The following is a 23,572-nucleotide window of genomic DNA, read 5'->3' as shown; positions in this document are numbered from 1 at the left end:
GCGATGAATCCGATGACGAGGAGAAGGATGCCGGTTCCCATGGGGTTCACATACCCTGCCCGGCCCGGGTTCACTGTTCGATCGGGATGATGAAGCGTCCTTCCTCGTCGAGGAAGAACCGCGACCGTGCCTCGTCGTAGTCGTCGAACAGGTCCAGTTCAGTGTCCAGGGTGATGTCGAGGGGCTCGCCTTCGGCATCGTAGATCTCATCGGGGAATCCGAGGCGGTCGTCGTCTCGCCAGGCAAAGCGCATCTGCACCGCCTTCGGGTTCAGCATCACCGCCTCGGCGCGCGCGAGGTCGAGCTGCGCGTCCTGGGCGCGGCTCCTGGCTTCGAGCATCGCCGGGAGTTGCTGCTCCCAGAACTCCGCTGCCGCCTGCCGGTACCGCACCCCGGCAGGTGATTCTGCGGTTGTCGCCAGCCCCGCTTCTGGGGCGCTGCGGTCATGGCCGGCGAACTTGCCGGCGACGTCGTGGATGTTCCCGTTGGCGTCGGTGCTCATCGTCCGCTCACCGCTCGATCATGCCGGCGCATTGTGGGCAGTACGGCTGCTCATCGTCCCGCTCGAGGAACCAGTAACCACCGCATCGCGCACAGTCCTCCGGGGAGTGCGCCGTGAAGACGACCGCGAGCTTACTGTCGCCCGCGCGCCTCCATTCCTCCATCTTCTGCAGCGGGGTCAGCGCGTCGAATCGGTCGAGGGCATCGACCATCATGGTCGCCTGCTTCTTCGGCGACGCGTCGCGGAACGTCTCGAGCGGTGTGGGCTGGGCGGGCGCCAGGGTCCCGTCGGCCTCGGTTCGGTGATGCGCGGTGAACTCCCCGCCGTGTGAGGAGACTCCACGCGGCACACGTGTCGTGATGGTCATGAGAGTCCCTTCTCGGGGAAATCCGGATGATCGGGCGAGAGCCCTGCAGCTGCAACCGCGGCGTCGAGTCCGTCGACCGGTCGTGTACGGATGCCGTGGTCCTTGCGCAGTTCGATGAGCACAGACCTTTCGGTGCGTTCCTGCCCACGGAACCGGACGGTGACGACAGGGAGCGCAGTCCCGGACGCAACGAGCACGGTCTCCGAGCGATCCTTGAGCGAGATCTCCGTCATGCCGTCGCCCGCGCTGCAGGATCGCGTGACGGTGGCGAAGTTCGTGCGAGCCCACTCCGCGAACTCTTCGTCGTACTGTTCCTCAGTGACGATCCGAGAGAGATCGACGCGGTCCCCGTCCCAGAGGTAGTCCGCTGCGGTCAGCTTGCCTTGTTGCCCGTCAGCGAGAGCTTCCGAGACCTCCCGGGCGGCGGCTGTTGCCTCTTCCGAGTCGTACGCCCACTCGGTACCCTCGTACGCTCCCGACCATGCCCCGAAGCGCTCAACTTCGACTGCTCGCCCCGTTGAGAGGAACTCGCGCATCTGTGTTCTCGTGGGTTCCTCCCCCGCCGGGATCTCCAGGTCGCACAGCCACGAATCGACGAGACCATTCGTCGTGCGGCTGAGCGTTCTCCTGGCCGACGTCGTGGCCAGGCCGTCTTCGTCCGGTTGCGAGCGGACATGCCCGGAGAACCGCCCCCGAGTGTCGTGGATCGCACCGTTCCCATCGATCATCGTCATGGTGTTCACATCCCCGGTATCTGAGTCATCCGAGCGGGATCGCGTGTGCCGGCAGCTCGCCGCCGCGGCCTCGCTCACCTCGCGTGAGGAAGGGGTCTTTGCGGTCCTCCCGTTCGGCGAGGAACCACGCGATCGCCTCGTGACGGTCCGCAGCAGCTCCGAGCTCAGCCGCTTGGCTGGCGATGACCGGGGCAATTCGCTCCAGATCGACGGTGGCCGGCGTCCGCGTCAGGACATGCCCCTCTTCAACCCACGCCTCGGCTCCGTCCTGTGCGCTGAGCTCCTCGTCAAGGGTGAGCACGACGATGCGGATACGTCCCGTGCGTGGGTCGCGTTCGTACACGACCTGCACACCTGACGCCGACGCCCGCGCAATGGTGTCCGGCGTCGGCTCTCCGAGGCTGCCGAGAGGATCGCTACGGTGATGCGGTGCGAACTCACCACCGTGGCCGCCCGGCGCGCCCCGTTGCTGGCGGATGATCATGCCGACTCCTCCGGTCCTGGATCTGTGCTGCCCACCTCCTGCACGCCCGGCGCTCGCTCCGCTCCGGCCTTGATCTCCATGAGATCGGTTCGTCTCGACAAGAACGACAGTGCGTCGCCGTACCCTGTAGGGAGATCACCCGGGAGGTGCGATGGCGAAGACGGTGACGTTCCTGACGCAGTTTCAGACGACCGATGACGTCAGCGGGCTGCGCGCGACCGCTCAGATCGCCGTCGGTGGCACGGGAACCTTCACACTCGAGTCGCCGGATGGTTCGACGTTCACCGCGGATGCCGCAGATATCCCCGGTCTCGCGCGCCTTCTCGCCGAGTGCGATCAGTTCTGGATCGAATCGCAGCCCGGGCATCCGGAGCTTGATGCTGCTGAGGCTCCGGCCCTGTAGCCACCGGGTATGTGGGGGTCATGACCCCGCTCGTCGAACCTGACCTCCAGTTCACAGTTCGTGGCCTTCCTGCGCCTCAGGGCTCGAAGGAGGTCAAGCGCTACGTTCAGGGTCGCGCGATTCTCGGTGAGTCTTCGTCGAAGGTGCGACCGTGGCGCCAGGACGTCGTCGCTGCCGCGGTGGAAGCGATCCGCAGATCTCCGGGTTTCCGGCCAATCGACGGACCGGTGTTCTTGACGGTCGAGTTCTACGTTCCGCGTCCGAAAGGGCACCCGAAATCGCGGCGGACAGTGCCGACGACGACACCCGACCTCGACAAGCTGCTCCGAAGCACCGATGACGCCCTGACGACGGCCGGTGTGATCACTGACGACAGCGTCGTGGTCGATATCTGGGCACGGGACCGGTATGCCGTGCCCAACCCTGAGGTCGGCTACGACTGGGAGTTGCCGGCACCAGGTGCGGTAGTGAGCGTCTTCAGGATCGAGGCCGAGTCGACATGGGCGGATGAGCCACTGTCCGTCCTCGCGGGTAGGCATCTCCCCCGACGTGCCATCCCCGCCCCTGTCGCTGCTGCAATCGCGCTGAGCACGGAGGAGTTCGATCCCGAGCGAGCAGGATTCGTCGTGCGGTCGGAAGCTCGTGACGGCGAGCTGGTGGCAGCGGTCGCTCGCGCGGTGAAGCGCACGCAGCGCCGTCCCGACGAGACGGTGCTGCTCGTGATCGAGGACGGTGCCCGGCGGCTGAGTAGTTTCCCGGGGCAGCCCTTCACATCTGCACAGCAGGCGATCGCCGATCTCGGGTCCCTCACATCGGTGAACGTAGTTCTCGCGCGCCGGCTCGCAGCAGAGGCGCCGTCGATCTCCCTCGGTGCACCCGCTGAGTCTCCCGTCGCGGATCTGTTCGACTGAGCGCTCTCACTCCCGCGCGTTCTGCCAGGGAAGCTCCATGGTCCGCTTGAACGCCTTCGAGAGCCTCTCCCCGACGGAGCGGATCGCGTCCGGCTCGAAGGCCTGCCACCCGGCGACGTACTCGCTGGCTGTGCGCTGGTGCGCCTGCATCCCGTTCATGCGGCACAGAACGTAGGCGAAGCTCTCCGCCTCGACTTCCATCTCGCCCCGTTTGCCGCCGTGGTCGGTCGAGTAACTGCGAGTCTCTTCCTCCCCGGTGTGGCCGCACATGATGTGTCCGAGCTCGTGCGCGAGGGTCCTCGCGCGCTCCCCTGGCGCAAGCGTCGAGTCGATCACGACACGGTGCGGCGCGCTCATCGTCGTGTACCCCTGCTTGCCGCCGCTCAGTTCCTCGTACGAGATCGTGTACCCCTGAGCAGCGATTGCCGATTCGAGATCATCGGTGAATCCGGGAGGGGGCTCTTCGCTGAACGAGTGATACCCCTCCGGGAGCGGCTCACCCTCGGTCTGCGAGATGTCGAAGACCGTCGCGGACGTGAACCCGACGACCTTCTTGCGGGGCTTGCCGTTCGAATCGAGGTCCACGTTGCCATCGTCGTCCTTGGCGTTCACCACCTTCGGGGCGAGGATCGCGATGCCTTTCTCACCCTTGCGGACACTGCGGCCGAGGCTCTTCCAGGTCTGGAATCCCGCGACGCGGGTGGCTCCAGGACGCTGGATCATGATGAGCACCTGGTTCTGGAAGCTGTAGCGGTGGAACTTCCCCATGGTGTCGAGGAATCTGTTCCACTCCTCGTCGTCACTGAGCCGGTCGACGGCGTCCGCGAGTTCGGCCCGCATCGCTTCGACCTTCTCCTGGACGCTGGCGTATCCCGTGAACGTGGGACGCTCAAGTGTCCCGAGCGCTCCCTCGGGCTCGGTGCGGACATGTCCGTCGAACCGGCCGGCCCTGTCGTGGATGTTCCCCTGCTCGTCGATCGTCGCCATGGTGGATACACGCCCGGCCTGAGCGCAGCAGTGGCCAGCGCTGGCACCGAGCCGGGCGTTCACCGAGCATGGGAACCACAGATGCTCACGGCAACATCCACGACTCCAGCGGCCGGTTCGACGGACACGTCCGGAGCGAACCGGATGGAGGTCTGGAGCGACGCCCGACTTCGACTTGGGAGATCGACGGGGGCCCACAAGGCATGAGCGACGGCGAGATCCGCTCGATGGACACAGCCGAGCTCCGCTCCGCATACGACGTCACTGTGCAGAGCGCCTATCGAATGCAGGAGGCGCTTCGGGAACGCGGGGAGCTGGAGGGCGATTCCGTCCAGGTGGTCAACTACCTGGAGTACTCCGAGAGGGACTTCGATCTCGCGATCGACGCCGCGCGCCTCCACCTAGGACTTGCGGGCGTCGTCCGCGACCGTGGCGCGTTCCGGCAGTCGGTCGACGACGGATTCGATGTCGAGACGGTCATCGGCGCCGAACGCGAAGCGCAGCTCACAGATGCGCAGCGTGACGAGCTCGGGGAGCGCGCGTGGGAGGTCTATCTCGAGTACGAGAAGGACGGGTACGAGAACGACGAGAGCTGGAGCGAGCCCGAGTACTGGGCGCACCATGAAGCGGTGCAGCGGGCCTACCGCCGGGCATACACCGCATGGGCGAAGGAGAACGGCATTCCGGTGCTCACCGAGGAGTGATGCGCCTCCAATGGCATCACGCCCGGGACGACGTGCGGATCGCTTCCTCGATGACCAGGATGGCGATCTCCATCAGGCCGACCATGTCCTCTTCCGGCATCGTGTTGACCGAGTCGTTGTCGCCGAGGGCGGCGAGTACCTTCGACTTCCGAGCCAGCACGCGCTGCACGGCCTCATCGAGGGTCCCCAGGGCGACCAGCGTCGTATAGGACGACGCCTGCGTCGCTCCGATGCGGTTGGTGCGATCCTCGGCCTGCACGATCAGAGCCGGCGTCCAGTCCGTCTCAACGAAGATGGAGTCTGAGCTGCGCGTGAGCGTCAAGCCGACACCGGCTTTCGTGATCGCGGCCACGAGTACTGGGATCTGCCCATCCTGGAAGCGGTCGACGATGCTGTCCCGGGCTGCGTCGCTTGTCGATCCGATGATCGCCTCCGCCTGCGGCAAGGCGTCCAGCAGCGCTGCGGCAACGTCGAGGTGATGAGTCCAGACGATCAGAGGGCGATTCCACCGGCGGATGCCGCCGGACTCCGCGAACCCTGTTGCGTCGACGTGAGCCTGGATGAGCTCCTTCGCCGCGTCGACTTTCGCGAGGCCCGCCGCTCGTCGCAGCTGACTGACGATCTCGAAGGAGGCGGTCTTCGCGTACTCCTCGATCTCAGGCTTCTCCGGGTCACGGCCATGCTCGTTGCGGAACCAGGTCACCCACGACTGCACACGCGCGATGACGTCCTTGTGCGCCTTCCGGTAGCCGGTGAGCTGCACGTCGAGAGGGAGGTTGGTCCGCTGCTTCAGGGGGAGCTGAGGAAGGGCGTCCCGCTTCCGCCGGCGCACCCACACGTAGTGCTCGAGGAGTGCTTTCAGCCGCGGCAGCGCGGACTTCCGGGCGTGCCAGCCGTTGAATCGGTCCTGGGTGCAGAAGTCCTCGAGGAAGGGCCCGCGGCCTCCGAAGACCGGCGCGAGCATTCGCGTGAGCTCGAGCACGGGCACCAGCTCATGCGGTGCCGCGAAGATCGGGGTGCCCGTGAGTGCGATCGGCGCGTTCCGTACTCGAGTCGCGACGTTCAGCACCGCCTCAGAGCGCTTCGATCCAATGGTCTTAAGACGGTGCGCTTCGTCGACGATCATCTCGTCTGGCGCCCAGGCTCGAAGCCGTTCGGCTGTGGCGGGTCGAGCCGCGAGCATGCTGTCGGCGATGATGACGACGCCCTCATCGGGGAGTGCAGGCTCCTTCCGCCCAGAGCGGAACACCGCAACTGAACCGAAACCGGTCATGTCCGCCTCCCGTGCCCAGTTCGTGGTCAGGAGAGGCGGGCAGACGATGATCGTCCTCCGCGCGTCACGCATCCGGACCGCGAGCAGCGCCTGCAGGCTCTTGCCGAGGCCAGGCTCGTCGAAGAGGCAGGATCGCCCAGCGGCGACAGCGAGAGCACCAGCCTTCTGATAGTCGTAAGGGTCGCGAGCAGTGACAGGGAGACCGGCAGGGGCGATCCGCCGAACCTGATCGCCAGGGATGTCGTTGATGTGCAGCGCTGCGGAGAGATGTCGCGCAAGCGGGGCTAGTGCCTCTGGAACGCTCGGCAGCGTCCTCATCTGATAGGCGGCCGCTACTGCGTCCTCAGGCCACATCACACCGGGTCGGATGTCGCCGTTCTTGTCGAGGACGTCAGCGACGTAGGTCCAGAACAGCTCCCGTTCCTTATCCCAGATCGCACCGGCGCCGAGGAGCTCTTTCGTGAGGTCGTACCCAGCGAGGCGGTGGCGGACCATCACCAGGCGCCCATTGCTGTGGAGCTTCGCGAGCGGCATCGCGAGGGCGTTCAGCGACGGCGCGACCCGGAGCGGCTCGGGGCAGGTGGACCAGTCGACCGTGATCCCGGCTTCAGCGAGTGTCTGCTGTGGCGTCAGCGTGCCGAGCCCATGGATCCTCCAGGATTGCTCCGCGGCGACCCAGCGGGCGTTGCAGCGCTGCTTGACCCAGTCGATCATCAGCAAGCTCGGCTCCTGTGGATGCGGAAGCCGGGGGTGGATGCGGGCGAGGATCGCGGGTTCGGTGATCGTGCCGTCGACCGTCGCGAGGCCCGTCGTCCCGGCAAGGATCTGTGCAGGCATGATCTGCACATACCCGGCCGTGGATGTCTTACAGAGGGGTGCGGTCCAAGGCGGGGCCGACGAACTGACTGATGACTCCGGTGGCGCTTCCGATCATGAGCGTGACCGTCATCAGGAACCCCATCACGTCCCGGAGGCCGCCGGCGAAGGCGCGGCCTGTTCGGGAACGAGTGAACGAGTGTGCCGCGGATCCGTATGCTGCCACCGAAGCGAACGCGAGTGCGACGGTGGTGATCTCGGGAGGGAACATCCATCCGATGGCCGGGAACGTGTGAAGCTCATGTGCGACCCATGCCAGCGCACCGGAAGCGTAGAGCCATCCGCCGATCGCGAGTCCCGGCAGCGTGAGCAGCAGCTCAAGAGCCGTCACGCCGGAACTGAGCCGCAGATCACGAAGTCGCTCCGCGCCGTGGAGGCGGTAGAAGTTCGCGATCTGCGCGGCGTTGGCAGTCGGCGGGCGCCGCTCAAGCGCTTCGGGATCCTCCGGGAGGTCGTTCTCGCCCTGCGCCTCCTCAGACTGCGCAGTTCCCGCTGAGCGCACGTGATCGAAGGAACGGCGGTCCAGCGCGGCGTGCGTGTTCAGTGCTACCGTCGGCGCGGTGACCGCGCCGGGGAGAGACTCGATGAGCCGGTTGGCGGCTTCCACGACGTCGCCACAGGCGTCGAGATACCGCTGGTCCTCGTCCGCCGGGTCGCCACTGAGCTCCGCGAACTGGTCCTCCCATTCACCGAATCCTCCGCGTTCTTCGCTCACCACGCGGAACCGTTCGACGGCTTCGAACATCCCCAGCAAGGGCTGACGACGTTGGGCGTCCCTGGTTGAGATCCACTGGTCTGTGCGACGCGCGGCACGGCTCAGGATGATGCCATGCTCGCGCAGATACCGGCGCACGAGTCCTGGTGCATCGGCGACCGCGGCAGCCGCGTCGCGACCGTCTGGCAGCTCGGCGCTGAAGAGGCGATGGTGATGACCGGGGCCTCGCAGGGCGTCATCGAGCGGCTCGGTGGCGATGTTCCTCTTGGTCCAGGATGCGAATCTCATCTCTGCCGAGAAGATGGCGGAGCCGAGCGCGGCCGCGGCAACGAGAGGAATGGCGGCGAGGTACTCGGGAAGTCCGAGTCCGATCACCACCCCCAGGGCAGACGCGGTGACCAAGGTCGCGGCTGCGATGGTCGCTGCAGGGCGCTTGTGGGTCCACGGTCGGTGATCCTCGAAGGTGAGGGGATCGCCTTCCCAGAGGACCCACGCGTGCCGCCACCAGATCCGATGGAGGCTGATCTTCACTTCGGATGTGCTCGTGCTCACGTTGCTACTCTCCGGGCTCAGCTGCAGGAGGCGATGGTCGCCGCCAGCGACTGGCGATCGTCTTCACTGATCTGGAGTTCGTAGGTTGCGGCAACGGTGACGAACTTCGTCGCATAGACGCACCGGTACGACTCGTTCGGCGGCATCCAACGAGCGGGGCCCTTGTCGCCCTTCCCGTTGTTCGTCGGCCCGTCGACGGCGAGGAGGTTGGCTGGGTCGTTGGCGAATGCAAGCCTTGCGGAGTCATCCCACGACCAAGCTCCGTGCTTCCATGCGTACGAGAGGGGGATGATGTGGTCGATCTGAACTGCTTGAGAGGACTGTTCACCTCGCTGAAAGCTGATCGCGCTTCCCGTGTACGGATCGTCGAGGACGCCGGACATCACCTTGCACTGGTCGGCAGCGAGGTGGATGTCTCGCATGTCGCGCTGGAGGACGTCGTTGCGGGTGTCGCAGAGATTGCCGTCGACATCGAACCAGCTCGTCCCGAAGAGGTCTCGGTCGTAGTCGGGAATCCTCGAAGTGCTCTGTGGCTGCAGGGAGGCAAGGATTCCGTCCAGGCCGGGGACGTCGGAGGGGACGATGTCTCCCTGTTGCGCCTTCTCCCACGCGGCCTGCACCGCCTGCGACGCCTCCTCGACCGTCGGCACGTTCTCAGGAACCGTGGCGTCGGGGAGCGGCACGTTCCAGTCGTCACCGGGCACCTGCTCGGCGATCTCAGTGGTGGTGATCCCCAGAAGCTCTGCCACGGCTGGCCACCACCTGGGCGACTGCACGGCGACGACGATCACGACCGCGACGACGGCCGCGAAGGCAACGAGCCTCGTCACGATCTGCTCCATGGAGATGCTGCGCTTCGTTCCTCTCATGCCCGCCACATACCCAGTCCTCGCAACCGCGTGGTCATGCGGCGTCCTTCGCTGCGGCCGCGGCCGTGGACCGCGCCCGAACGAGCTTCCCATCGCATCGGTGCGTGAAGTAGCACCGCGTGGGCAAACTCCCGGGTCCGGTGAATCCGTACCGTCCGCACGCGGCGCATGCTGCCACCGTGATGGTCGGCTTCACCCTCAGAAACGGCAGGATGAAAGAGTACCGGTCGAGCAGGGCCTGCTGCTCCGGTGTGAGGCGCACGAGCAATCGGATGTCTTCGCGCGTGGCGAGCTCCACGACCTGACCCCACGTGCCCACCTTGAGGCGCCGCATGACGAGCTGCGCGACCTGGGCAGCTTTGCAGGGCTCCGGTGCGTCGACGCTGTGCTGAAACGTCTTTGGGGGTGCGGGCTTGCGAGGTGCCATGCAGGTCACATACCCGGCGCGGCGTCTACTCGCCGTCAGGCCGTTCGGGACGCTTGTCTGTCACAACGAGCGTGTTCGATCCGCTACCCCATGTCCCGACGACCGCGTCCGGCCTGCTGTCGGTGATGATGGACGTCACCCATTCGCTTCGGTTGAACGTCGCGGGGCTCGCCGCGACGTACACGCACAGCTGGACAGTCTCGTTCGTCTCCAGCCCGTGTTCAGCGAACGGTGTCGCCAGTGCCGAGCACCCGAACTGCCCGTCTCCGGGGTAGGCTTCGACGCTCTCGCCTGCGAAGTTCAGGAACCTCATCGACTGGAGCGGTTCGAAGGCCGTGATGTCCCCTGTCCCGCTCCGGGCGAATTCGCGGATGCGGAGCACGACCTTCTGAATGGCGTAGACGTCCGGGGCGGCGGCCGGCGCACCGGGTTCCGCGCCGGTCCATGCGGTCACCAGATCGCGTTCGGGACCCGATGGGAGGTTCTCGCTGATGCTGTCGATCGACACGGCGACGGAGGGGAAGACGTCCGGCGAGGAATGGTTGGCCATCGTCACCATGAACATCTCGGCCATCTCGGGCTGATCGGGCTGCAGCCATTCCGGGTCGATGGGCCCTGTCAGCAGTCCGTGAGGGATCTCGGGAGGCAGCGCGAGAGGGGCGAACTCTCCGGTAGTGACGCCGGCCGGATCGAACGGTGCTTCTGTCTTCCCCGGCGCGGGTTCTGGCCTCGGCGCAGCCGTCACGGTGGGTGCTGGTGTCTCGGTGCGCTCCGGCGACGGCGCGAAGCAGCTCGTCAGCGCTATCGAGGCGCTGAGTGCCACCGCCGCCGCGAGGATGTTCCTGAGGACTCGATTGTTGACCATGGTCATCCTTCCGGCTTCGCGGGGGTGTCGCCGAGCGTCGTGCTGCTCAGTCCGATCTCGATGTGCAGGTGGTGGCATGTGTCCTTGAACTCGCGCATCGTCGTGATCTTCTGCCACCCGCGGCAGTCGAGCTGGCCGACGCCGGAGTCTCTGGGCGCGACCTTGTCGAACGCGAGGATGAAGCGGATGCTCTCGGGGTCAGAGCCGGTGACTTGGATCCCGTTGAAGTGCCCGAAGTCGATCGCTTTCCCTTTCCAGTGGTAGCTCGCGGTGCCTGTGCCGGCGTGATCGTCCACACAGCGGCGGTTGAGGGAGTTGATGGAGAACACGTCGTACATACGTGTCGCCATGACGAGCGCTTGGAGGACGCCCGTGTCGAGGGTGCATGCAGGGGAGATCTTCTCGCCGTTCGCGTACGCGCCGATCTGGTCTCGCGCGGCCGGTTCCCACCAGAGCACTTTCCCGGCGGCGGCCGCGGCCATGATCTCCTGTGCGAGCTCCTGATCCGTTCCGGAGGGCACCGTGCCGTCACCGGTTCCGCCGCGGCAGCCAGCCGGCTTGTCGTCGATCTCCGGAGACCCGATCCCGCCGATCCCATCAGGCAGGGCAAGAGCCGGGGTGTCGGCGCCGAACTGCTGCCAGATTGCCTTGGCGAGCTCGATCTGCTTCTCGTACTTGTCCGGGAACGCGGAGACCTGGACGTCCTGGGCGACGTCGCCTGGTGGCTGCGTGTCCCACCCAGGGATCTTGCCCATCGCCTCGTAGAACCGTGCGATCGAGAACGCTGGGTTCATCAGGCGCTTGATCACGCCTTCGATATCGGTCTTCCAGTCGGACTCCCCGACCGTGCCCCAGGACCCTCCGATCACCTGCTGCTGGACGATCCCGACGCTGGAGTGGTCCGTGCCGACAGCGTCGTGCGGCAGGGTGAGCGAGTACTCGAGCTTGCTGTAGTGCTCCAGCTGACTGGCGGGCGTGTTCGAGCGGTCCAGGTCTGTGACGACGCCGTCGTTGGCGTAGTTCTGGAATCTGCTCTCTACCCTGGCGGTGATCAGTCCGATGATCGCAGCCTCTTGCTCCTTGCCGGGCTGCATCGCCTTGGCGATCCCGATGATCGTCCGCATGATCGCGACCTGCTCCTTCGTGTAGGTCTCCCCGCCGTAGACCCACTCGTCGCCCACGATCTGACCAGAGTCTCCACCGCCGCTGGTGCACTGGTCCTCGCCAAGAGCCCACGAGAGGGCACGGTCGTAGATCTGTCCGGCCTCCCCCTCGGTGAAGCCGACGCCCTGAAGCGCCTGAAGGTGCACCTCCCGGACCTGCTCGGCTGCCTGATGACGGGGGTCTGTGTCCGCGGCCGGGATCACCAGATAGCTCTTGTCCGAGTATGCGAGTCCCCCCGTGCGAAGGTCTCGATGGCGCCTCTCCTTGTCGACCTTGTCCAACTCACGAGCGACTTCGGCCGACCATTCGTCGACGGACTTCCCTTCCTTCATCTGCGCCTGGATGCTGGCCACCAAGTACCAGGGAAGCTGGTGCTCGTCACCGATCTGGCGCGCTTCGCCTGGCCGTACGTTCTCGTCTTCGGACTGCTCCACCGAACGGGTTGTACCTTGCTCCTGCGACCCGCCGAGCGCGGAGACCAACGCACCACCGAGCATCATGGGAAGGGTCAGCACTCCGACCATGACCGCAACGATGACCACGGCGAGACCGATGATCACCCGTCGGGTCGTCCGGTTGCGGACCGCACTGACAGCGGCTCCCTTGGCGGCGCCCGCTGCTGCACCGGCCACGCCACCCGCAGCGCCTTGAAGTGCTCCCTGAGCGGCACCGGCCGCAACATCCTTGAGCGCCTGCTTGCCCTCCGAACCGGCATCATCGCCGGAGGGCTTCGCGCCCTTCGGACCACCGATCTTGCTGATGGCCGCACCGGCGGCGTTCTTCGCCAAGCCGGCGCCGAGCTTGCTCGTCGTTCCGGCGGCCTTCGCTCCGCCCGCTGCTCCCACCGCGCCGCCGATTCCTGACCCCGCACGTCCCGAACGTCCAGGCCCGCTGCTCGACCCCTCGGATGCGCCACCGGGTGCCTTCGAGGAGGACGACCACGACTGCTCGCGCCGTCGCCTCATCTGCTCGTCCGCGTGCTTCCGCGCAGCTGACCCGCCGGTTGCTCCGTGCGTCCTAGCTCGCATTTCACGCCCTGGCTTCGAGGCGTCCGCGGAGGGATTGCCCGGGGAAGCGCCGATCGACGACTCGTCGTCTGTCCCGTTGTTCTTCGAGCTTCCGCTGCTCGCGTTGCTTCCCGTGCTCTCGCTCATGCCCTCACCCACTCACCGACACCGACGGGTGTGCCCGCCGGGAAGTACTTCCTCCGTCTGCGCTCGATCCGAAGCCGCTGCGTCGATGTCGGGATTCTCGCGCCCTTGCTGGTGTTGCATCGCCCACAGGCTGCGACGAAGTTGCGCATGCTCGTTGCGCCACCTCTGGACCAGGGATAGAAGTGGTCGCCGTGCTGCGCCGTTCGGGTGCATCGCCAGAGCAACCAGCGGTCGTACTCACACTGTTGGGCGGCCCGTCCGAACCCCTGCGCGCGTTCCATGGCTGTGTACATGCGCCGCTCATCGCGCGCGCCAGGTCGTCGACGAGCGATGAGGACTACGACGGTCAGGACCGCAAGAGCGACGACGGCGGCGAGGATCCATGGGTCGACCGGCAACATACTGTCCAGCCCTGCGAACACCTCGTGTCAGATCGCGATGGGCTCCCCGCGGACCCACGTCTCCTCGACGCCGTCATCATGGATCACGGCGGGTCCGTCCTCGCGGTGGAGAACGCCGTCCTGCCACCACTGCTGCTCGCCATCGATGCCCTCGTAGGCTGGACCGTTCTCACGGTGCTTCTGCCCGTTGTGCAGGTAGATGCGTCCCGTCGGTGCGTCGAGTGCGACATCGAACCCGCCCTCTGGGTCGCGACGCTCGAGAATGGCGATGCTCAGGGGCCGGCGATGCACACGCTCTGCGGCGGGCCCTAGCGTGCCTTCGGCTTCCGCGCGCTCTCGTCCGGCGAACTGCCCACCCCCGGGCCCCTCGCCGCGATGCTGGTTTCCGTGTCGATCGGTCGTCATGTACCGCACACGCCCGGCGCGCCCGTGTATGTGGACTTGACGCGACGAAGCCCCGGAACCGTCGGGGATTCCGGGGCTTCGCTCAGTCGGTCAGAACAGGTCGTCCGACATGGCCTCGACACCGCCGGCGGGCACCGCCTGCGGGACCGGGGCGCCCTGGGGAACCGGAGCTGCCTGGGGGACGTACTGCTGCTGCGGAACGGCCTGAGGCTGTGTCGCCACGACCGGAGCCGTCAGCGCAGGTGCCGCCGGCTGGACCGGCTGAGCCATGCCAGCAGGCGGCTGAGCTGCCTGCTGCCCCTTCGGCGCGCTTTTGGTGAAGACCGTGGTGCCGAACTGCAGGCTGGGTCCGATCGCAGTCGGCTCGATCTCCAGCGAGTACGCCGTCTGGCCCTCCCGCGTCTGGTACGGCTTGTGCTTGAGCTTGCCGAGCACGAGAACCTGCTGGCCCTTTGCCAGCGAGTTGGCGACGTGCTCACCGAGCTCGCGCCATGCGGCCACGCGGTAGAAGATCGTGTCGCCGTCCTTCATCGCGTTCGCCTCGCGGTCGAACACCCTCTCCGTCGAGGCGACGGTGAAGTTCGCCACGGGGATGCCGTTCTGCGTGTAGCGCAGCTCCGGATCCGCCGTCACATTCCCCACGACCGCCACGTTCGTCTCGTTCATCTCTCTAGTTCCGTTCTGGAAACCCGTGGGTTCCCTTTCTCCTTGCGACCACCCATCCACTCGGTTCGTGGAGGGTCAGACGCCGCGGGGATGCGGCCTCTGCCATGCACATACCCGGTCTGGACGGGAATGCTTCACACGGGGATCCTGCGAAGCAGATCCCACGCAGTACGCGCGACCCCGAGGTCCTCCTCGATGTCCGCAAGTGCCCGGTGCGCTTTCGCACCGCCGTTATTGAGCTTGCTCATCGCGGTCGAGCCCGTGGCGTCTTTGAATGCTTGGGCGACGATCGAGATATCCAGCGGCCGGTAGTGCAGCAGTGCGGCTACCTCCGGGAGGTGGAGCTTCGTCCACGGCCAGTCGAAGTTCGCTACTCCCCCGCCTGCCATCCTCAACGTCTCACCGGGAGTTGCCAGCGCGGACAGCCATGCGCTGGTGTCCCGGTCGACCCATCCGAGCGTGGGCGCATCCCACCCTTTCAGAGCGAGTTCGTACCAGAGCCCGCTCTCGTGATGCATGCGCTTGACGTACTCGTTCGAGTTCAACTGCCCCCAGGCCTCATCGGTGGTCCGGATCAGCGATGAACGGCGGTCGATCTCGCGGAGCTCCTTGTCGGTGACGATGAACGCCACCTCCAGCAGATGATCATGCCTCTCGTCGAGCCCGGTGGTCTCGTAGTCCGTCCAGACGTACGCTGCAGGCCCATGCTTGTGCTCTGTCATGGGCCTCAAATACCCGGTGATCTCACGCCCGCGCGTTGTAGAGCTCCCGTGCGGAGAGCAGTTCGTCGAAGGATGCTTCGCCGGCTTCTACAGCCACGTGCGCGCGGACTAGGGCGTCGTACGGGGTCACCACCGTGGTGGGTGCCGTGTGCCGTCGGCACTGGTGCCCACGGTCGGCGTTGAACCACCGTCGACAGTCGCCGCACTGCTCGACGGGAACGCGCGCCGCGTTGTGCTTGACGAGCGCGTTGTACTGGCCCCCGACGGACGACGACTCGCGAACGGCACGGTAGATCGACTCATCGACTCGGTATCCGTATGTGCGATCGCCGAGCTGGATGATCATCTCCTCGGACGCCCGGTTGTATCCGACACCGCGGACCCACGAGGAGTTCAGCCTGTCGGTCTCCATGGCAGCGCCTGCCTTCGCCAGACGTTGCTTGTGCCGCTCGAGGAGGTCTCCAGCCTCTCGAAGGGCATGGGCGGGACGCCGGGACTCGAGGATGCTAGTGACGGCTTCCGATGCCCGCCACGAGACGTTCGCCGGGAAGCCCAAGGGCTCGACGGACCACTGGCCCGGACCGTTCTTCGTCACGCGCACGTGCCCGATGATGGAGTTCCCTGCCTGCCCTTCGAGCTCGATGGGCATCTCGAAGGTGCCGCCGTTCTCGGCGGCGAACTGACGGACCGTGCTCACGTCATACATGCGGAGTGCGAGACCGCCGCCTTCGTACAGTCGCCGCGGGACCCGAAGGTTCCCTCCGACCGACCGCCCGCGAGCCTTCCTCTGCTGCCCCGGCATGTAGTCGTCTGGCATCAGCGGATACCCGGAACCGACGCTGGCGTTCCGCCTCGCCTGCTCGTGCCACTCCTCGATGCCCTCCGCCGATCGCGCGCTCGTCGACGTCGACCATGTGGCGACCGCCGGGAGGTACCCACGATCCTGCAGCTGTCGACGCCGGTCGAGGAGGAGCTGGATATCCGCGCGGTCTGCATCGGACAGCGACCCCGCCGGTCCGGTGCGGATGTGTCCCGCGTACTGACCGCGGCCGTCGTGGATGTCGCCGTTCGCATCGATCGAAACCATGCTCAGAGCACGCCCGGCTACACCCGGAACTCGGACTTCTCGGAGACCGGGTATGCGATGGTCATGGCGAACAAGAAGAAGGTCAGCCGTTGGACCCCAGAGGACTATGCCTCCCTGAAGGTGTTCGGGTCCGGTGCCATCAAGCTGGCGGACTCCCAGGTCGCTCCCTTGGTCGCGCAGTCCCGCGGGTACTCGACGGTCGAGGACGCGGAGGGAGCCAAGAGCATCGCGTCGCTCGCGTACGCCGAGGAAACACAGAAGAGGGCCCTCACCCGACGGCTGACAACGATGACCCAGGACGCGAACGACTTCCTCGTGCTGCCCTGGTACTCCCTCGCTGCCGTTGCGTCACGGCAGACGACCGCTGACAGCGCCTGCACCCAGGTCCGTCCTGCTCGCCCCCTCATGAACGCGAAGACGAAGAAGGCGCCGAAGTACGAGCTCCTCGCCGGCCACGACTCCGTACTCGACGTCAACCCCGCCACACCACTCGAGTGGTTGACCGAGTCCCCGACGGTGTTGATCACCGAGGGCTGCATGAAGGGGGACGCGGCGCTCAGCGCGAAGCTGCTCGACGCCGGAATCGACCGGGATGCCCTGAGCGCGATCGCTGAGGGCACTCAGCACGAGGCCCGCCTCGCTCTGCAGGCGCTGATGACATCCCTCCCCCGGCGTGAGTGGGTCACCGTCATGTCCCTCGTCGGCGTCGGGAACTGGCACAAGCAGCCGGAATGGAACTCGGTACGGCTCACGAATCGCGATGTCTGGCTCGCCTTCGACGGCGACCTACGAACGAACCGTGCCGTCTGGGACCAGACGGAGCGCATGTGGGAGTTCATCCTCACCAGGAAGGGCGCGCCGAAGCTGCTCGACCTCGGCGGCGCATCCGCCGAGAAGGACGCGCTCACCTCCGGGTACGACGGCAAGGTCGGCATCGACGACTACCTTTCGCACGTCGGCACATGGAAAGACCTCGAGCAGCTGCTTGAGTCCGGCCTTCCGGGGGCACCTGAACGCACCAAGGGTGCCGGCGGATACCGGCCTGGTGACTTCCGCGTCACCGATGACGGGCTGTCCGTGGAGGAGTGCGTCAAGCGCACCGACGCGACCGGCGATACCGCGGTCATCTGGGAGCCTCGGCTGCCATATGGCGGCCGCGTCAAGCGCATCAGCTCGCTGCACGCCATCAGCGAGATCACCCCGACGACTGGCAAGGCGACGCCCCAGAACGTCATCCGCTCAGCGAAAAAGGGTCAGTGCGTCATCGAGATCAACTGGCGAGACGCCGACGGGGTCGAGCGCTCCGCGGAGATCACCGGCACGAGTGACCTCCTTCTGACGAGTCCCACGGACTGGAACCGCGCGAACGCGCACATCCCCGACGATGTCGCTGCTCTGCCTCGGTTCCCTCCTCGCAAGGGAGCGGAAGCGGACGGATTCCGTGAGGCTATCAAGGCCTTCCGTGCCGACGAGACGGAACGTGCCGACACGTGGGACGTGATGGGCTACGTACCGACGAGCAGTGGCTGGCCCGTGTACATCATCGGGAACCAGGTACTCGGCCGCACGCGTAGTGACGAGGCGAGCAACTTCCCCGGGGTGACTAACGAGGTCCTCGACGGCGCCTCGCGCTTCGGTGTCGTCGACACGTACTGGGAGCACCTGGAAGCCGAGGATCTGGACGGCTGGAAGGCTCAGATCCGCGCGGAAATCGAGACTGTGGTCCGCGCCTTCGTCGTCGAGTCGCCGTGGAAGGACCCTACGATCGGGCCGATCGCCGTCGCCGTCGGCCTCCGGGCGACAGCGCCAGCACAGAACGTCTGCAACCTCTATGTCTCGGGTGGCTCGGGCGCAGGCAAGAGCTACCTGGCGTCGTTCATCGCCAACTTCGTCGCCGCACCCGGTCGGGTCTTCACCGAGAACAGCCTCCCCGGCAGCGGCAATGACACCTTCGCGGCGCTAGAGCACAGCGTCAGCCGCACCCCGATCTTCTTCATCGACGACATCGCCCCGACAGCAAGCCGTCGTGAGCAGGAGAACCAGGCGAAGGCGATCGAGAACATCATCCGCGCGAAGACCAACGGAGGCGGCCGCCGTCGAGGAACCGCCGACGGCGATCAGAGGGCTGTGCAGCTGCCGCGTGCCGTCCAGGTGTTCACCGCCGAAAACGGTCAGACCACCCCGTCGATCCGCCAGCGACTGATCAACATCAACCTCGTCGCCGGGGACACCGACTCTGCACGTGCGAAGCACCTCGAGAAGCTGACGCGAAGTGACGACCAGCCACTGTCCCGGCTCACGGCTGCCATGATCCGGTTCTGGCTCAACGTCGACATCAACGAGACCGACCTCGCCCTGCGGGACGACATCCCGCTCGAGGGGCTCCGAACCTGGGCTGACCTGCACGACCTCGCTCACAACAGCATCGAGGAGGTCGCGGAAGATCTGGAGCGACGGTTCGAAGAGGAAGGCGCCCCAGGCGGAGTCGCATCGCGCCAGGCCCGCACATGGGCTGACATCCTGTTCACGCTCGACGTCCTGCTCGCGCTCGGGAAGTGGGCGGGTCTGAAGCATGACGACCCCGTCCTGCAGCCGTTCAGCGACACGAAGAGGCTTCGGACCTCCATCGTCCGTCGCGCACGGATCGATGTCAGCAACGCCCGGGCGGACACGATCGTTCACCGGCTCATGGCGGCGCTGCGTGACCTTCTCGAATCCGGGAAGGCGCACCTCGCACACCCGACCATCTCCGGCGCACGTCCAGTGGAGTCTGGAGAGAACGCCGACTGGCTCAACCGTTCCGTCGGCTGGCGAATGAACCCGCGAATCGACTCGTGGGAGCCACAGGGCGAGCAGATCGGCTACCTCGGCCGCGCGAAGGACGGGGACGAGCTGATCGCGCTGTTCTCCTCTCAGACCGCGTTCAACCTCGCTGCCCGGCACTTCCCAGACCTGATCCCTCAGGGGCAGCGGGCCACAGACACGTGGCGGCAGGTGTGGACCGAGGACGGCGGAGCATTCGTCTCGAAGGAGTGGAAGCAGAACGGCTCCCGAGACATCCAGGCCCGCGCCCGACTGCGTGGTTCCGGTGAGGACCAGGCGACCATGCGCGCTCTGGGGGTCCCCGTCCTGCTGAGCAAACTGCTGTCCATGGAGGACCCCGAAGCCACCGGAGAATGACGACGATGACCGTCTGAGGACACGACGCGTCCAGCACCGGGTATGCGCTCTGTGAACGCATCTTCCGGAAGGAGACGCCGTGGCTTTCGCCCATCTGCACGTCCACACCGAGTACAGCGCCCTCGATGGCCTGACTCGGGTCAGCGACCTGTTCCCGCACATCGCCTCGCTCGGACAGACCGCCGTGGCGACAACCGATCATGGGAACCTCGCAGCGTGCTGGGCGGCGCAGCAGCGCGCAGACGCCATGGGGGTGAAGTACATCGCCGGATGCGAGTTCTACCTCGCGATCGGCAGCCGCTTCGACCGGAACGTGCTGTGGGTCGACTCGGACGACAACAGCGCCGACGAGGACGAGGCCCGGCCCGATGAGGACACTGCGACCGATGACGAAGAGCGCAGCGAGGAGCAGCGCAGCGGCGCGGATGGCCGGAAGGCTCGACGGTACATGCACCTCACGGTGCTCGCCGCGACGTCCGCCGGCTGGGCAAACCTCGTCCGTCTGAACAACCTCGCCCAGGAGTCAATCTGGCAGAAACCCCGTATCGACTTCGATCTGCTCGCCCAGCATGCCGAAGGACTAATCGTCCTCACCGGATGCCTTGGCGGGCCGGTCCTGGGGCCGCTCAGTCGCCAGAGGGCCGCGGTCGAACGGATGGCGGAGCTCGAGGCTCAGCTGCAGGACGATGCCGCGAAGCAGGGCAGCGATGGGGCCCTGTCAGACGAAGAGCGAACGCAGCTGACGAATCAGCTGATCGACGCGTCCGCGGACGCGAACGCCGCACGCGAGAACCTCGAAGCCCTGATCGGCGCCGTCGGCCGCGAGAACGTATACGTGGAGCTCATGGAGCACGGCATCCCAGCCGAATCCCAGATCCTCGGCGACGCGGTCGCCCTCGCGAGGGAGTACGGCGTCGGCATCGTCGCCACCAACGACTCTCACCACACTCACGCAGAGGATGCCGATGCACACGCCGCCTGGCTGCTCGTGCAATCGAAGAGCACCCTCGACAACCCGAAGTACGCGTTCCACGGTGAGGGCTACTGGCTCAGGAGCGAGGAGGAGATGCGCGCCCTCCGCCCCGAGGACTGGTGGCAAGAGGCCTGCGACACCACACAGCAGATCGCTGACCGCTGCGCGCCGAGGACGCTTCCGACCTGGCGGAACCTCATGCCGTCGTTCGAGACACCCCCTGGCCACGACAGCAACCTGTCGTACCTGTTCCACATGCTCCGTGCCGGCGCGCACCGCCGCTACGGCGGGATCGATGCGGACACCCAGGCCCGCGTCCGCAGCGAGGTCGATGTCATCGCCGGCGCCGGCATGGTCGACTACTTCCTGATCGTGGAGGACCTCATCTCCTGGGCACGATCCACCCGTCCTGTCGCCCCAGGCGGTGAGCCGAAGAAGCCCATCCTCGTCGGGCCCGGTCGCGGATCCGGAGGCGGATCTGAGGTCGCGTACCTGCTGAACCTCACCCAGGTCCCGCCCCGCCCGAACGGTCTTCTGTTCGAGAGGTTCTACGAGCTCGGACGCAGCGAGCCGCCAGACTTCGACATCGACTTCCCGGAGTCGCGTCGCGACGAGGTGATCGAGTACCTCGGCCACCGGTACGGCCGCGCGAATGTCGCGTTCCTTGGAACCTTCATGGTCGACCGGACCAAGGCCGCGATCAAGCATGCAGCGCGCATCCTCTCGCTCGACGCCCTCGGCGCGAAGATGACCGATCTGGTCCCTCTGGTCAGCGCGAAGCCGATGGCGCCCGATGCGATGATGGACCCCGAGCAGCCCGCAGCAGCTGAGTATCGGCGGATGGTCGAGAACGACTCGAACGCCCGCCGGATCCACGAGTATGCGGCTCGGTTCCACGACGTCATCGCCGGCTACGGCATCCACGCTTCCGGCATCATCGTGTCGGCTGTCCCCCTCGCCGACCTCGTGCCGCTGCGCCGCTCAAAGCGGGGCTGGGTGATCCAGTGGTCCGGCACCGACGCCGAGCAGCTCGGCCTCCTCAAGGTCGACGTGCTCGGACTCCGTTCCCTGGATGTCGTCGACAAGGCCGTCGACTACATCCGCGAGTCCACAGGCGAAGACCTGGACTGGATGTCGCTGCCGGACCCAGCCGCAACGCACACCGGGGTTGAGGCGTCACGGGTGGCGGCCGCGTGGAAGGTCATGGCTGAGGGGCGCACTGCCGGCATCTTCCAGCTCGAATCCCCGGCCATGACGGAGCTCGCCATGAGCGTCGCCCCGAACAGCCTCAACGACGTCTCCGCACTCGTCGCGCTCTTCCGGCCCGGTCCGATGGCTGCCGGGATGCATGAGACGTACACCCGCCGCAAGCGAGGCGAGGAGCCCGTGGACTACCGGGTCTTCACCGCGGACCCGGCCGAGCAGGCGCAGATCGCGACGGTCCTCGGGGAGACCTACGGGGTGATCTGCTACCAGGAGCAGATCATGCAGCTCGGCACCGTCGTCGCGGGTATGGATGCCTCGGAGCGCTCGAAGCTCCGCAAGGCCGTCTCGAAGAAGAAGAAGGACATGATGGATGCGACCCGCGAGCGGTTCGTCTCCGGCGCCGTCGAAGAGATCCGGGACGCATCCGGCGCAGTCATCAAGATGGCGTTCGCAGAGACCACGGCGGTCACGCTGTGGGACATGATCGTGGGCTTCGCCGAGTACGCGTTCAACCGCGCGCACTCGGCTACCTACGGGCTTCTCTCGTACGTCACCGCTTACCTGAAGGGCAACTGGCCAACGGACTTCGCGGCCGCGACCCTCGCGGTGACAGACGGCGACCAGAAGCGGATTCAGATCCTCCGCTCGCTGCGGGAGGAAGGCGTTGAGGTCCTCCCACCAGATGTGAACCGTTCCCGCGCTGAGACGTTCCCCGAGCGTGCAGGCGCGATCCGGTTCGGGCTGTCAGAGATCAAGGGCCTGAACAAGGCGCTCGGTGGGCTGATCGTGACGGAGCGAGAGCGTTCCGGGAAGTTCGAGTCCCTCCACGACATCATCCGACTCGTGAACGTCCCCCGTGCTGACGGAGACAAGACGACTGCGGCAGCCGTGAAGTCGAACGACATCCGGAATCTGATCGACTCCGGCGCTGTCGACGCCTTCGGTCCTCGACTCGGACAGACGCTCACTGCAGCGGCGGCCGGGCTCGAGGCTTTCCCTCCTCCGCCGATGGAGTGGGGAGTCCTCGAGCGGGCCACTCGCCAGCGCGATCGCCTGCTGGTCTCCCTGGGCGAGCATCCGCTGCTTGCGCTATCCGACCAGGTCGACACGGTGACGATCCGAGCATCGGGTGCTTCCCAGTTCGATCGCAAGCCCGTGCGGGTCGAGCAGGTTCCGGACCGTCCCGGCGAGATCGTCCACGTGCTGGCCGTTCTCGGAGCGTGGTCGGAGCGTGCGTACTCGAAGGGCCGCATGGCGAACCTCCGAATCGACGGGATCGACCAGTCCATCCCGGGAACGATGTGGGACTCAGAGCTTGCCGAGCACAATCGCTCACCTCTGGCGCGCCCGCTCGTCGGTGACATCGTCACCGTGCACGGCAAGGTCCGGTACCGGGAGATCCTCACCGACCCTCGGGACCCCGACTCCGAGACGGTGAGCGTCAAGGAGATGCAGGTCTACAGCGTCCGGAAGGTCGACGTCACCGATCCGGCCATGGGATCCTTCCCGCCGTCTCCGTACCCCCGGATCGATTTCACCGCGCCGCCGGAGGCTGTACGGGAGCCGGTCGTCTATTCACCGCCGTTGTTCGTCGACGAAGAACCGGTGGCGCCTGCGGAACCCGAGCTTCCTTCGCCGAGCGCGGCCGGAATGCACATGCCGGTCGCCTCGCAGTCAGCCCCCGTGATGGTCCTCGAAGCACCGCAGACGACGGGCGTGTGGAGCATCGAACCCGGGATGACAGCCGGGGTGCCGGTCTCCGCAGGATGGGCGCCGTCTGCGGCGATCGCGAACGCTGGGGCCCTCATCGACCGAGCCTCCCAGCGAGAGCTGCTCGCGGCGCTGAAAGCGGCCCACGCCGCACACCAGGCCACCACGTACACCGCTTCCCGGGACGGCGATGCCGTGCTGGTGCTGCAGCTGGAGTGACGCATTTTGTCGACCG

The 23,572-nt window shown here is 66.3% G+C and carries 21 protein-coding genes; 5 read left to right on the top strand and 16 right to left on the bottom strand.

Features of this window, described 5'->3' with window-relative positions; all coding sequences use genetic code 11:
• Window positions 1-70: 70 nt before the first annotated feature.
• Genes FFS56_RS03910 through FFS56_RS03895 form a run of 4 tightly spaced genes read right to left on the bottom strand, consistent with a single transcriptional unit; the run spans window position 71 to window position 2,087 of the window.
• Window positions 71-502, bottom strand: a complete 432-nt coding sequence (locus FFS56_RS03910) for a hypothetical protein (protein ID WP_137771989.1) — start codon at window positions 500-502, stop codon at window positions 71-73.
• Window positions 503-509: 7 nt separating this feature from the next.
• Window positions 510-869 (bottom strand): hypothetical protein, encoded by a 360-nt coding sequence (locus FFS56_RS03905; RefSeq protein WP_137771990.1) that lies wholly within the window; start codon window positions 867-869, stop codon window positions 510-512.
• On the bottom strand, window positions 866-1,603 hold the full coding sequence (locus tag FFS56_RS03900; RefSeq protein WP_137771991.1) for a hypothetical protein: 738 nt from the start codon (window positions 1,601-1,603) through the stop codon (window positions 866-868). Before FFS56_RS03900 ends, FFS56_RS03905 begins: the two co-directional genes overlap by 4 nt.
• A gap of 25 nt (window positions 1,604-1,628) precedes the next feature.
• Window positions 1,629-2,087 (bottom strand): hypothetical protein, encoded by a 459-nt coding sequence (locus FFS56_RS03895; RefSeq protein WP_137771992.1) that lies wholly within the window; start codon window positions 2,085-2,087, stop codon window positions 1,629-1,631.
• Window positions 2,088-2,238: 151 nt separating this feature from the next.
• Between FFS56_RS03895 and FFS56_RS03890 the strand changes: the two genes are divergently transcribed.
• Window positions 2,239-2,490: a hypothetical protein gene (locus tag FFS56_RS03890; protein ID WP_137771993.1), complete on the top strand. Its 252-nt coding sequence runs from the start codon at window positions 2,239-2,241 to the stop codon at window positions 2,488-2,490.
• 20 nt (window positions 2,491-2,510) lie between these two features.
• On the top strand, window positions 2,511-3,401 hold the full coding sequence (locus tag FFS56_RS03885; protein ID WP_137771994.1) for a RusA family crossover junction endodeoxyribonuclease: 891 nt from the start codon (window positions 2,511-2,513) through the stop codon (window positions 3,399-3,401).
• A 6-nt stretch (window positions 3,402-3,407) separates the two neighbouring features.
• Here the strand turns inward: FFS56_RS03885 and FFS56_RS03880 are convergent, their stop codons facing one another.
• Entirely contained in the window at window positions 3,408-4,388 is a 981-nt protein-coding gene (locus tag FFS56_RS03880) for an ArdC-like ssDNA-binding domain-containing protein (RefSeq protein WP_171010989.1), read from the bottom strand.
• Between the two features lie 203 nt (window positions 4,389-4,591).
• Between FFS56_RS03880 and FFS56_RS03875 the strand changes: the two genes are divergently transcribed.
• Window positions 4,592-5,092: a hypothetical protein gene (locus FFS56_RS03875; protein ID WP_171010990.1), complete on the top strand. Its 501-nt coding sequence runs from the start codon at window positions 4,592-4,594 to the stop codon at window positions 5,090-5,092.
• Window positions 5,093-5,108: 16 nt separating this feature from the next.
• Here the strand turns inward: FFS56_RS03875 and FFS56_RS03870 are convergent, their stop codons facing one another.
• The 11 genes from FFS56_RS03870 to FFS56_RS03820 form a co-directional block, all read right to left on the bottom strand.
• Window positions 5,109-7,202: a DEAD/DEAH box helicase gene (locus tag FFS56_RS03870; protein WP_137771997.1), complete on the bottom strand. Its 2,094-nt coding sequence runs from the start codon at window positions 7,200-7,202 to the stop codon at window positions 5,109-5,111.
• A 28-nt stretch (window positions 7,203-7,230) separates the two neighbouring features.
• Window positions 7,231-8,508, bottom strand: a complete 1,278-nt coding sequence (locus FFS56_RS03865) for a hypothetical protein (protein WP_137771998.1) — start codon at window positions 8,506-8,508, stop codon at window positions 7,231-7,233.
• Window positions 8,509-8,525: 17 nt separating this feature from the next.
• Complete coding sequence (locus FFS56_RS03860) at window positions 8,526-9,377, bottom strand: HNH endonuclease family protein (RefSeq protein ID WP_249352941.1); 852 nt, start codon at window positions 9,375-9,377, stop codon at window positions 8,526-8,528.
• A 34-nt stretch (window positions 9,378-9,411) separates the two neighbouring features.
• Window positions 9,412-9,804 carry a hypothetical protein gene (locus tag FFS56_RS03855; protein ID WP_137771999.1) on the bottom strand — a complete coding sequence of 131 codons (393 nt, stop codon included), beginning with the start codon at window positions 9,802-9,804 and terminating at the stop codon, window positions 9,412-9,414.
• Window positions 9,805-9,829: 25 nt separating this feature from the next.
• Window positions 9,830-10,669, bottom strand: a complete 840-nt coding sequence (locus tag FFS56_RS03850) for a hypothetical protein (protein WP_137772000.1) — start codon at window positions 10,667-10,669, stop codon at window positions 9,830-9,832.
• Between the two features lie 2 nt (window positions 10,670-10,671).
• A complete protein-coding gene (locus FFS56_RS03845; protein ID WP_137772001.1) occupies window positions 10,672-12,798 on the bottom strand; it encodes a hypothetical protein in 2,127 nt (708 codons plus the stop codon).
• A 185-nt stretch (window positions 12,799-12,983) separates the two neighbouring features.
• The gene (locus FFS56_RS03840; protein ID WP_249352947.1) at window positions 12,984-13,268 is read right to left on the bottom strand and encodes an HNH endonuclease signature motif containing protein; all 285 of its coding nucleotides are present in this window, start codon (window positions 13,266-13,268) and stop codon (window positions 12,984-12,986) included.
• A gap of 147 nt (window positions 13,269-13,415) precedes the next feature.
• Complete coding sequence (locus FFS56_RS03835) at window positions 13,416-13,793, bottom strand: hypothetical protein (protein ID WP_137772003.1); 378 nt, start codon at window positions 13,791-13,793, stop codon at window positions 13,416-13,418.
• Window positions 13,794-13,883: 90 nt separating this feature from the next.
• A complete protein-coding gene (ssb, locus tag FFS56_RS03830; protein ID WP_137772004.1) occupies window positions 13,884-14,459 on the bottom strand; it encodes a single-stranded DNA-binding protein in 576 nt (191 codons plus the stop codon).
• A gap of 134 nt (window positions 14,460-14,593) precedes the next feature.
• Complete coding sequence (locus FFS56_RS03825) at window positions 14,594-15,181, bottom strand: exonuclease domain-containing protein (protein WP_137772005.1); 588 nt, start codon at window positions 15,179-15,181, stop codon at window positions 14,594-14,596.
• 22 nt (window positions 15,182-15,203) lie between these two features.
• A complete protein-coding gene (locus FFS56_RS03820; RefSeq protein ID WP_137772006.1) occupies window positions 15,204-16,268 on the bottom strand; it encodes a KTSC domain-containing protein in 1,065 nt (354 codons plus the stop codon).
• A 63-nt stretch (window positions 16,269-16,331) separates the two neighbouring features.
• Between FFS56_RS03820 and FFS56_RS03815 the strand changes: the two genes are divergently transcribed.
• Window positions 16,332-19,448 carry a hypothetical protein gene (locus FFS56_RS03815; RefSeq protein ID WP_137772007.1) on the top strand — a complete coding sequence of 1,039 codons (3,117 nt, stop codon included), beginning with the start codon at window positions 16,332-16,334 and terminating at the stop codon, window positions 19,446-19,448.
• Between the two features lie 79 nt (window positions 19,449-19,527).
• On the top strand, window positions 19,528-23,556 hold the full coding sequence (gene dnaE, locus FFS56_RS03810) for a DNA polymerase III subunit alpha (protein ID WP_137772008.1): 4,029 nt from the start codon (window positions 19,528-19,530) through the stop codon (window positions 23,554-23,556).
• Window positions 23,557-23,572 lie beyond the last annotated feature (16 nt).

The sequence above is a fragment of the Microbacterium sp. Beta genome (assembly GCF_005502545.1).
In the GTDB taxonomy this organism is placed as follows: domain Bacteria; phylum Actinomycetota; class Actinomycetes; order Actinomycetales; family Microbacteriaceae; genus Microbacterium; species Microbacterium oxydans.
This window is presented reverse-complemented; position numbering and strand designations above follow the sequence as displayed.

Coding starts and splice junctions, on each gene's coding strand:
- FFS56_RS03825 (WP_137772005.1), bottom strand. CDS start 15,181: ATGACAGAGCACAAGCATGGGCCTGCAGCGTACGTCTGGACGGACTAC.
- FFS56_RS03890 (WP_137771993.1), top strand. CDS start 2,239: ATGGCGAAGACGGTGACGTTCCTGACGCAGTTTCAGACGACCGATGAC.
- FFS56_RS03910 (WP_137771989.1), bottom strand. CDS start 502: ATGAGCACCGACGCCAACGGGAACATCCACGACGTCGCCGGCAAGTTC.
- FFS56_RS03815 (WP_137772007.1), top strand. CDS start 16,332: ATGGCGAACAAGAAGAAGGTCAGCCGTTGGACCCCAGAGGACTATGCC.
- FFS56_RS03820 (WP_137772006.1), bottom strand. CDS start 16,268: ATGGTTTCGATCGATGCGAACGGCGACATCCACGACGGCCGCGGTCAG.
- FFS56_RS03895 (WP_137771992.1), bottom strand. CDS start 2,087: ATGATCATCCGCCAGCAACGGGGCGCGCCGGGCGGCCACGGTGGTGAG.
- FFS56_RS03855 (WP_137771999.1), bottom strand. CDS start 9,804: ATGGCACCTCGCAAGCCCGCACCCCCAAAGACGTTTCAGCACAGCGTC.
- FFS56_RS03900 (WP_137771991.1), bottom strand. CDS start 1,603: ATGACGATGATCGATGGGAACGGTGCGATCCACGACACTCGGGGGCGG.
- FFS56_RS03845 (WP_137772001.1), bottom strand. CDS start 12,798: ATGAGGCGACGGCGCGAGCAGTCGTGGTCGTCCTCCTCGAAGGCACCC.
- FFS56_RS03885 (WP_137771994.1), top strand. CDS start 2,511: ATGACCCCGCTCGTCGAACCTGACCTCCAGTTCACAGTTCGTGGCCTT.
- FFS56_RS03860 (WP_249352941.1), bottom strand. CDS start 9,377: ATGAGAGGAACGAAGCGCAGCATCTCCATGGAGCAGATCGTGACGAGG.
- FFS56_RS03835 (WP_137772003.1), bottom strand. CDS start 13,793: ATGACGACCGATCGACACGGAAACCAGCATCGCGGCGAGGGGCCCGGG.
- FFS56_RS03880 (WP_171010989.1), bottom strand. CDS start 4,388: ATGGCGACGATCGACGAGCAGGGGAACATCCACGACAGGGCCGGCCGG.
- ssb (WP_137772004.1), bottom strand. CDS start 14,459: ATGAACGAGACGAACGTGGCGGTCGTGGGGAATGTGACGGCGGATCCG.
- FFS56_RS03875 (WP_171010990.1), top strand. CDS start 4,592: ATGAGCGACGGCGAGATCCGCTCGATGGACACAGCCGAGCTCCGCTCC.
- FFS56_RS03850 (WP_137772000.1), bottom strand. CDS start 10,669: ATGGTCAACAATCGAGTCCTCAGGAACATCCTCGCGGCGGCGGTGGCA.
- FFS56_RS03870 (WP_137771997.1), bottom strand. CDS start 7,202: ATGCCTGCACAGATCCTTGCCGGGACGACGGGCCTCGCGACGGTCGAC.
- FFS56_RS03840 (WP_249352947.1), bottom strand. CDS start 13,268: ATGGAACGCGCGCAGGGGTTCGGACGGGCCGCCCAACAGTGTGAGTAC.
- FFS56_RS03905 (WP_137771990.1), bottom strand. CDS start 869: ATGACCATCACGACACGTGTGCCGCGTGGAGTCTCCTCACACGGCGGG.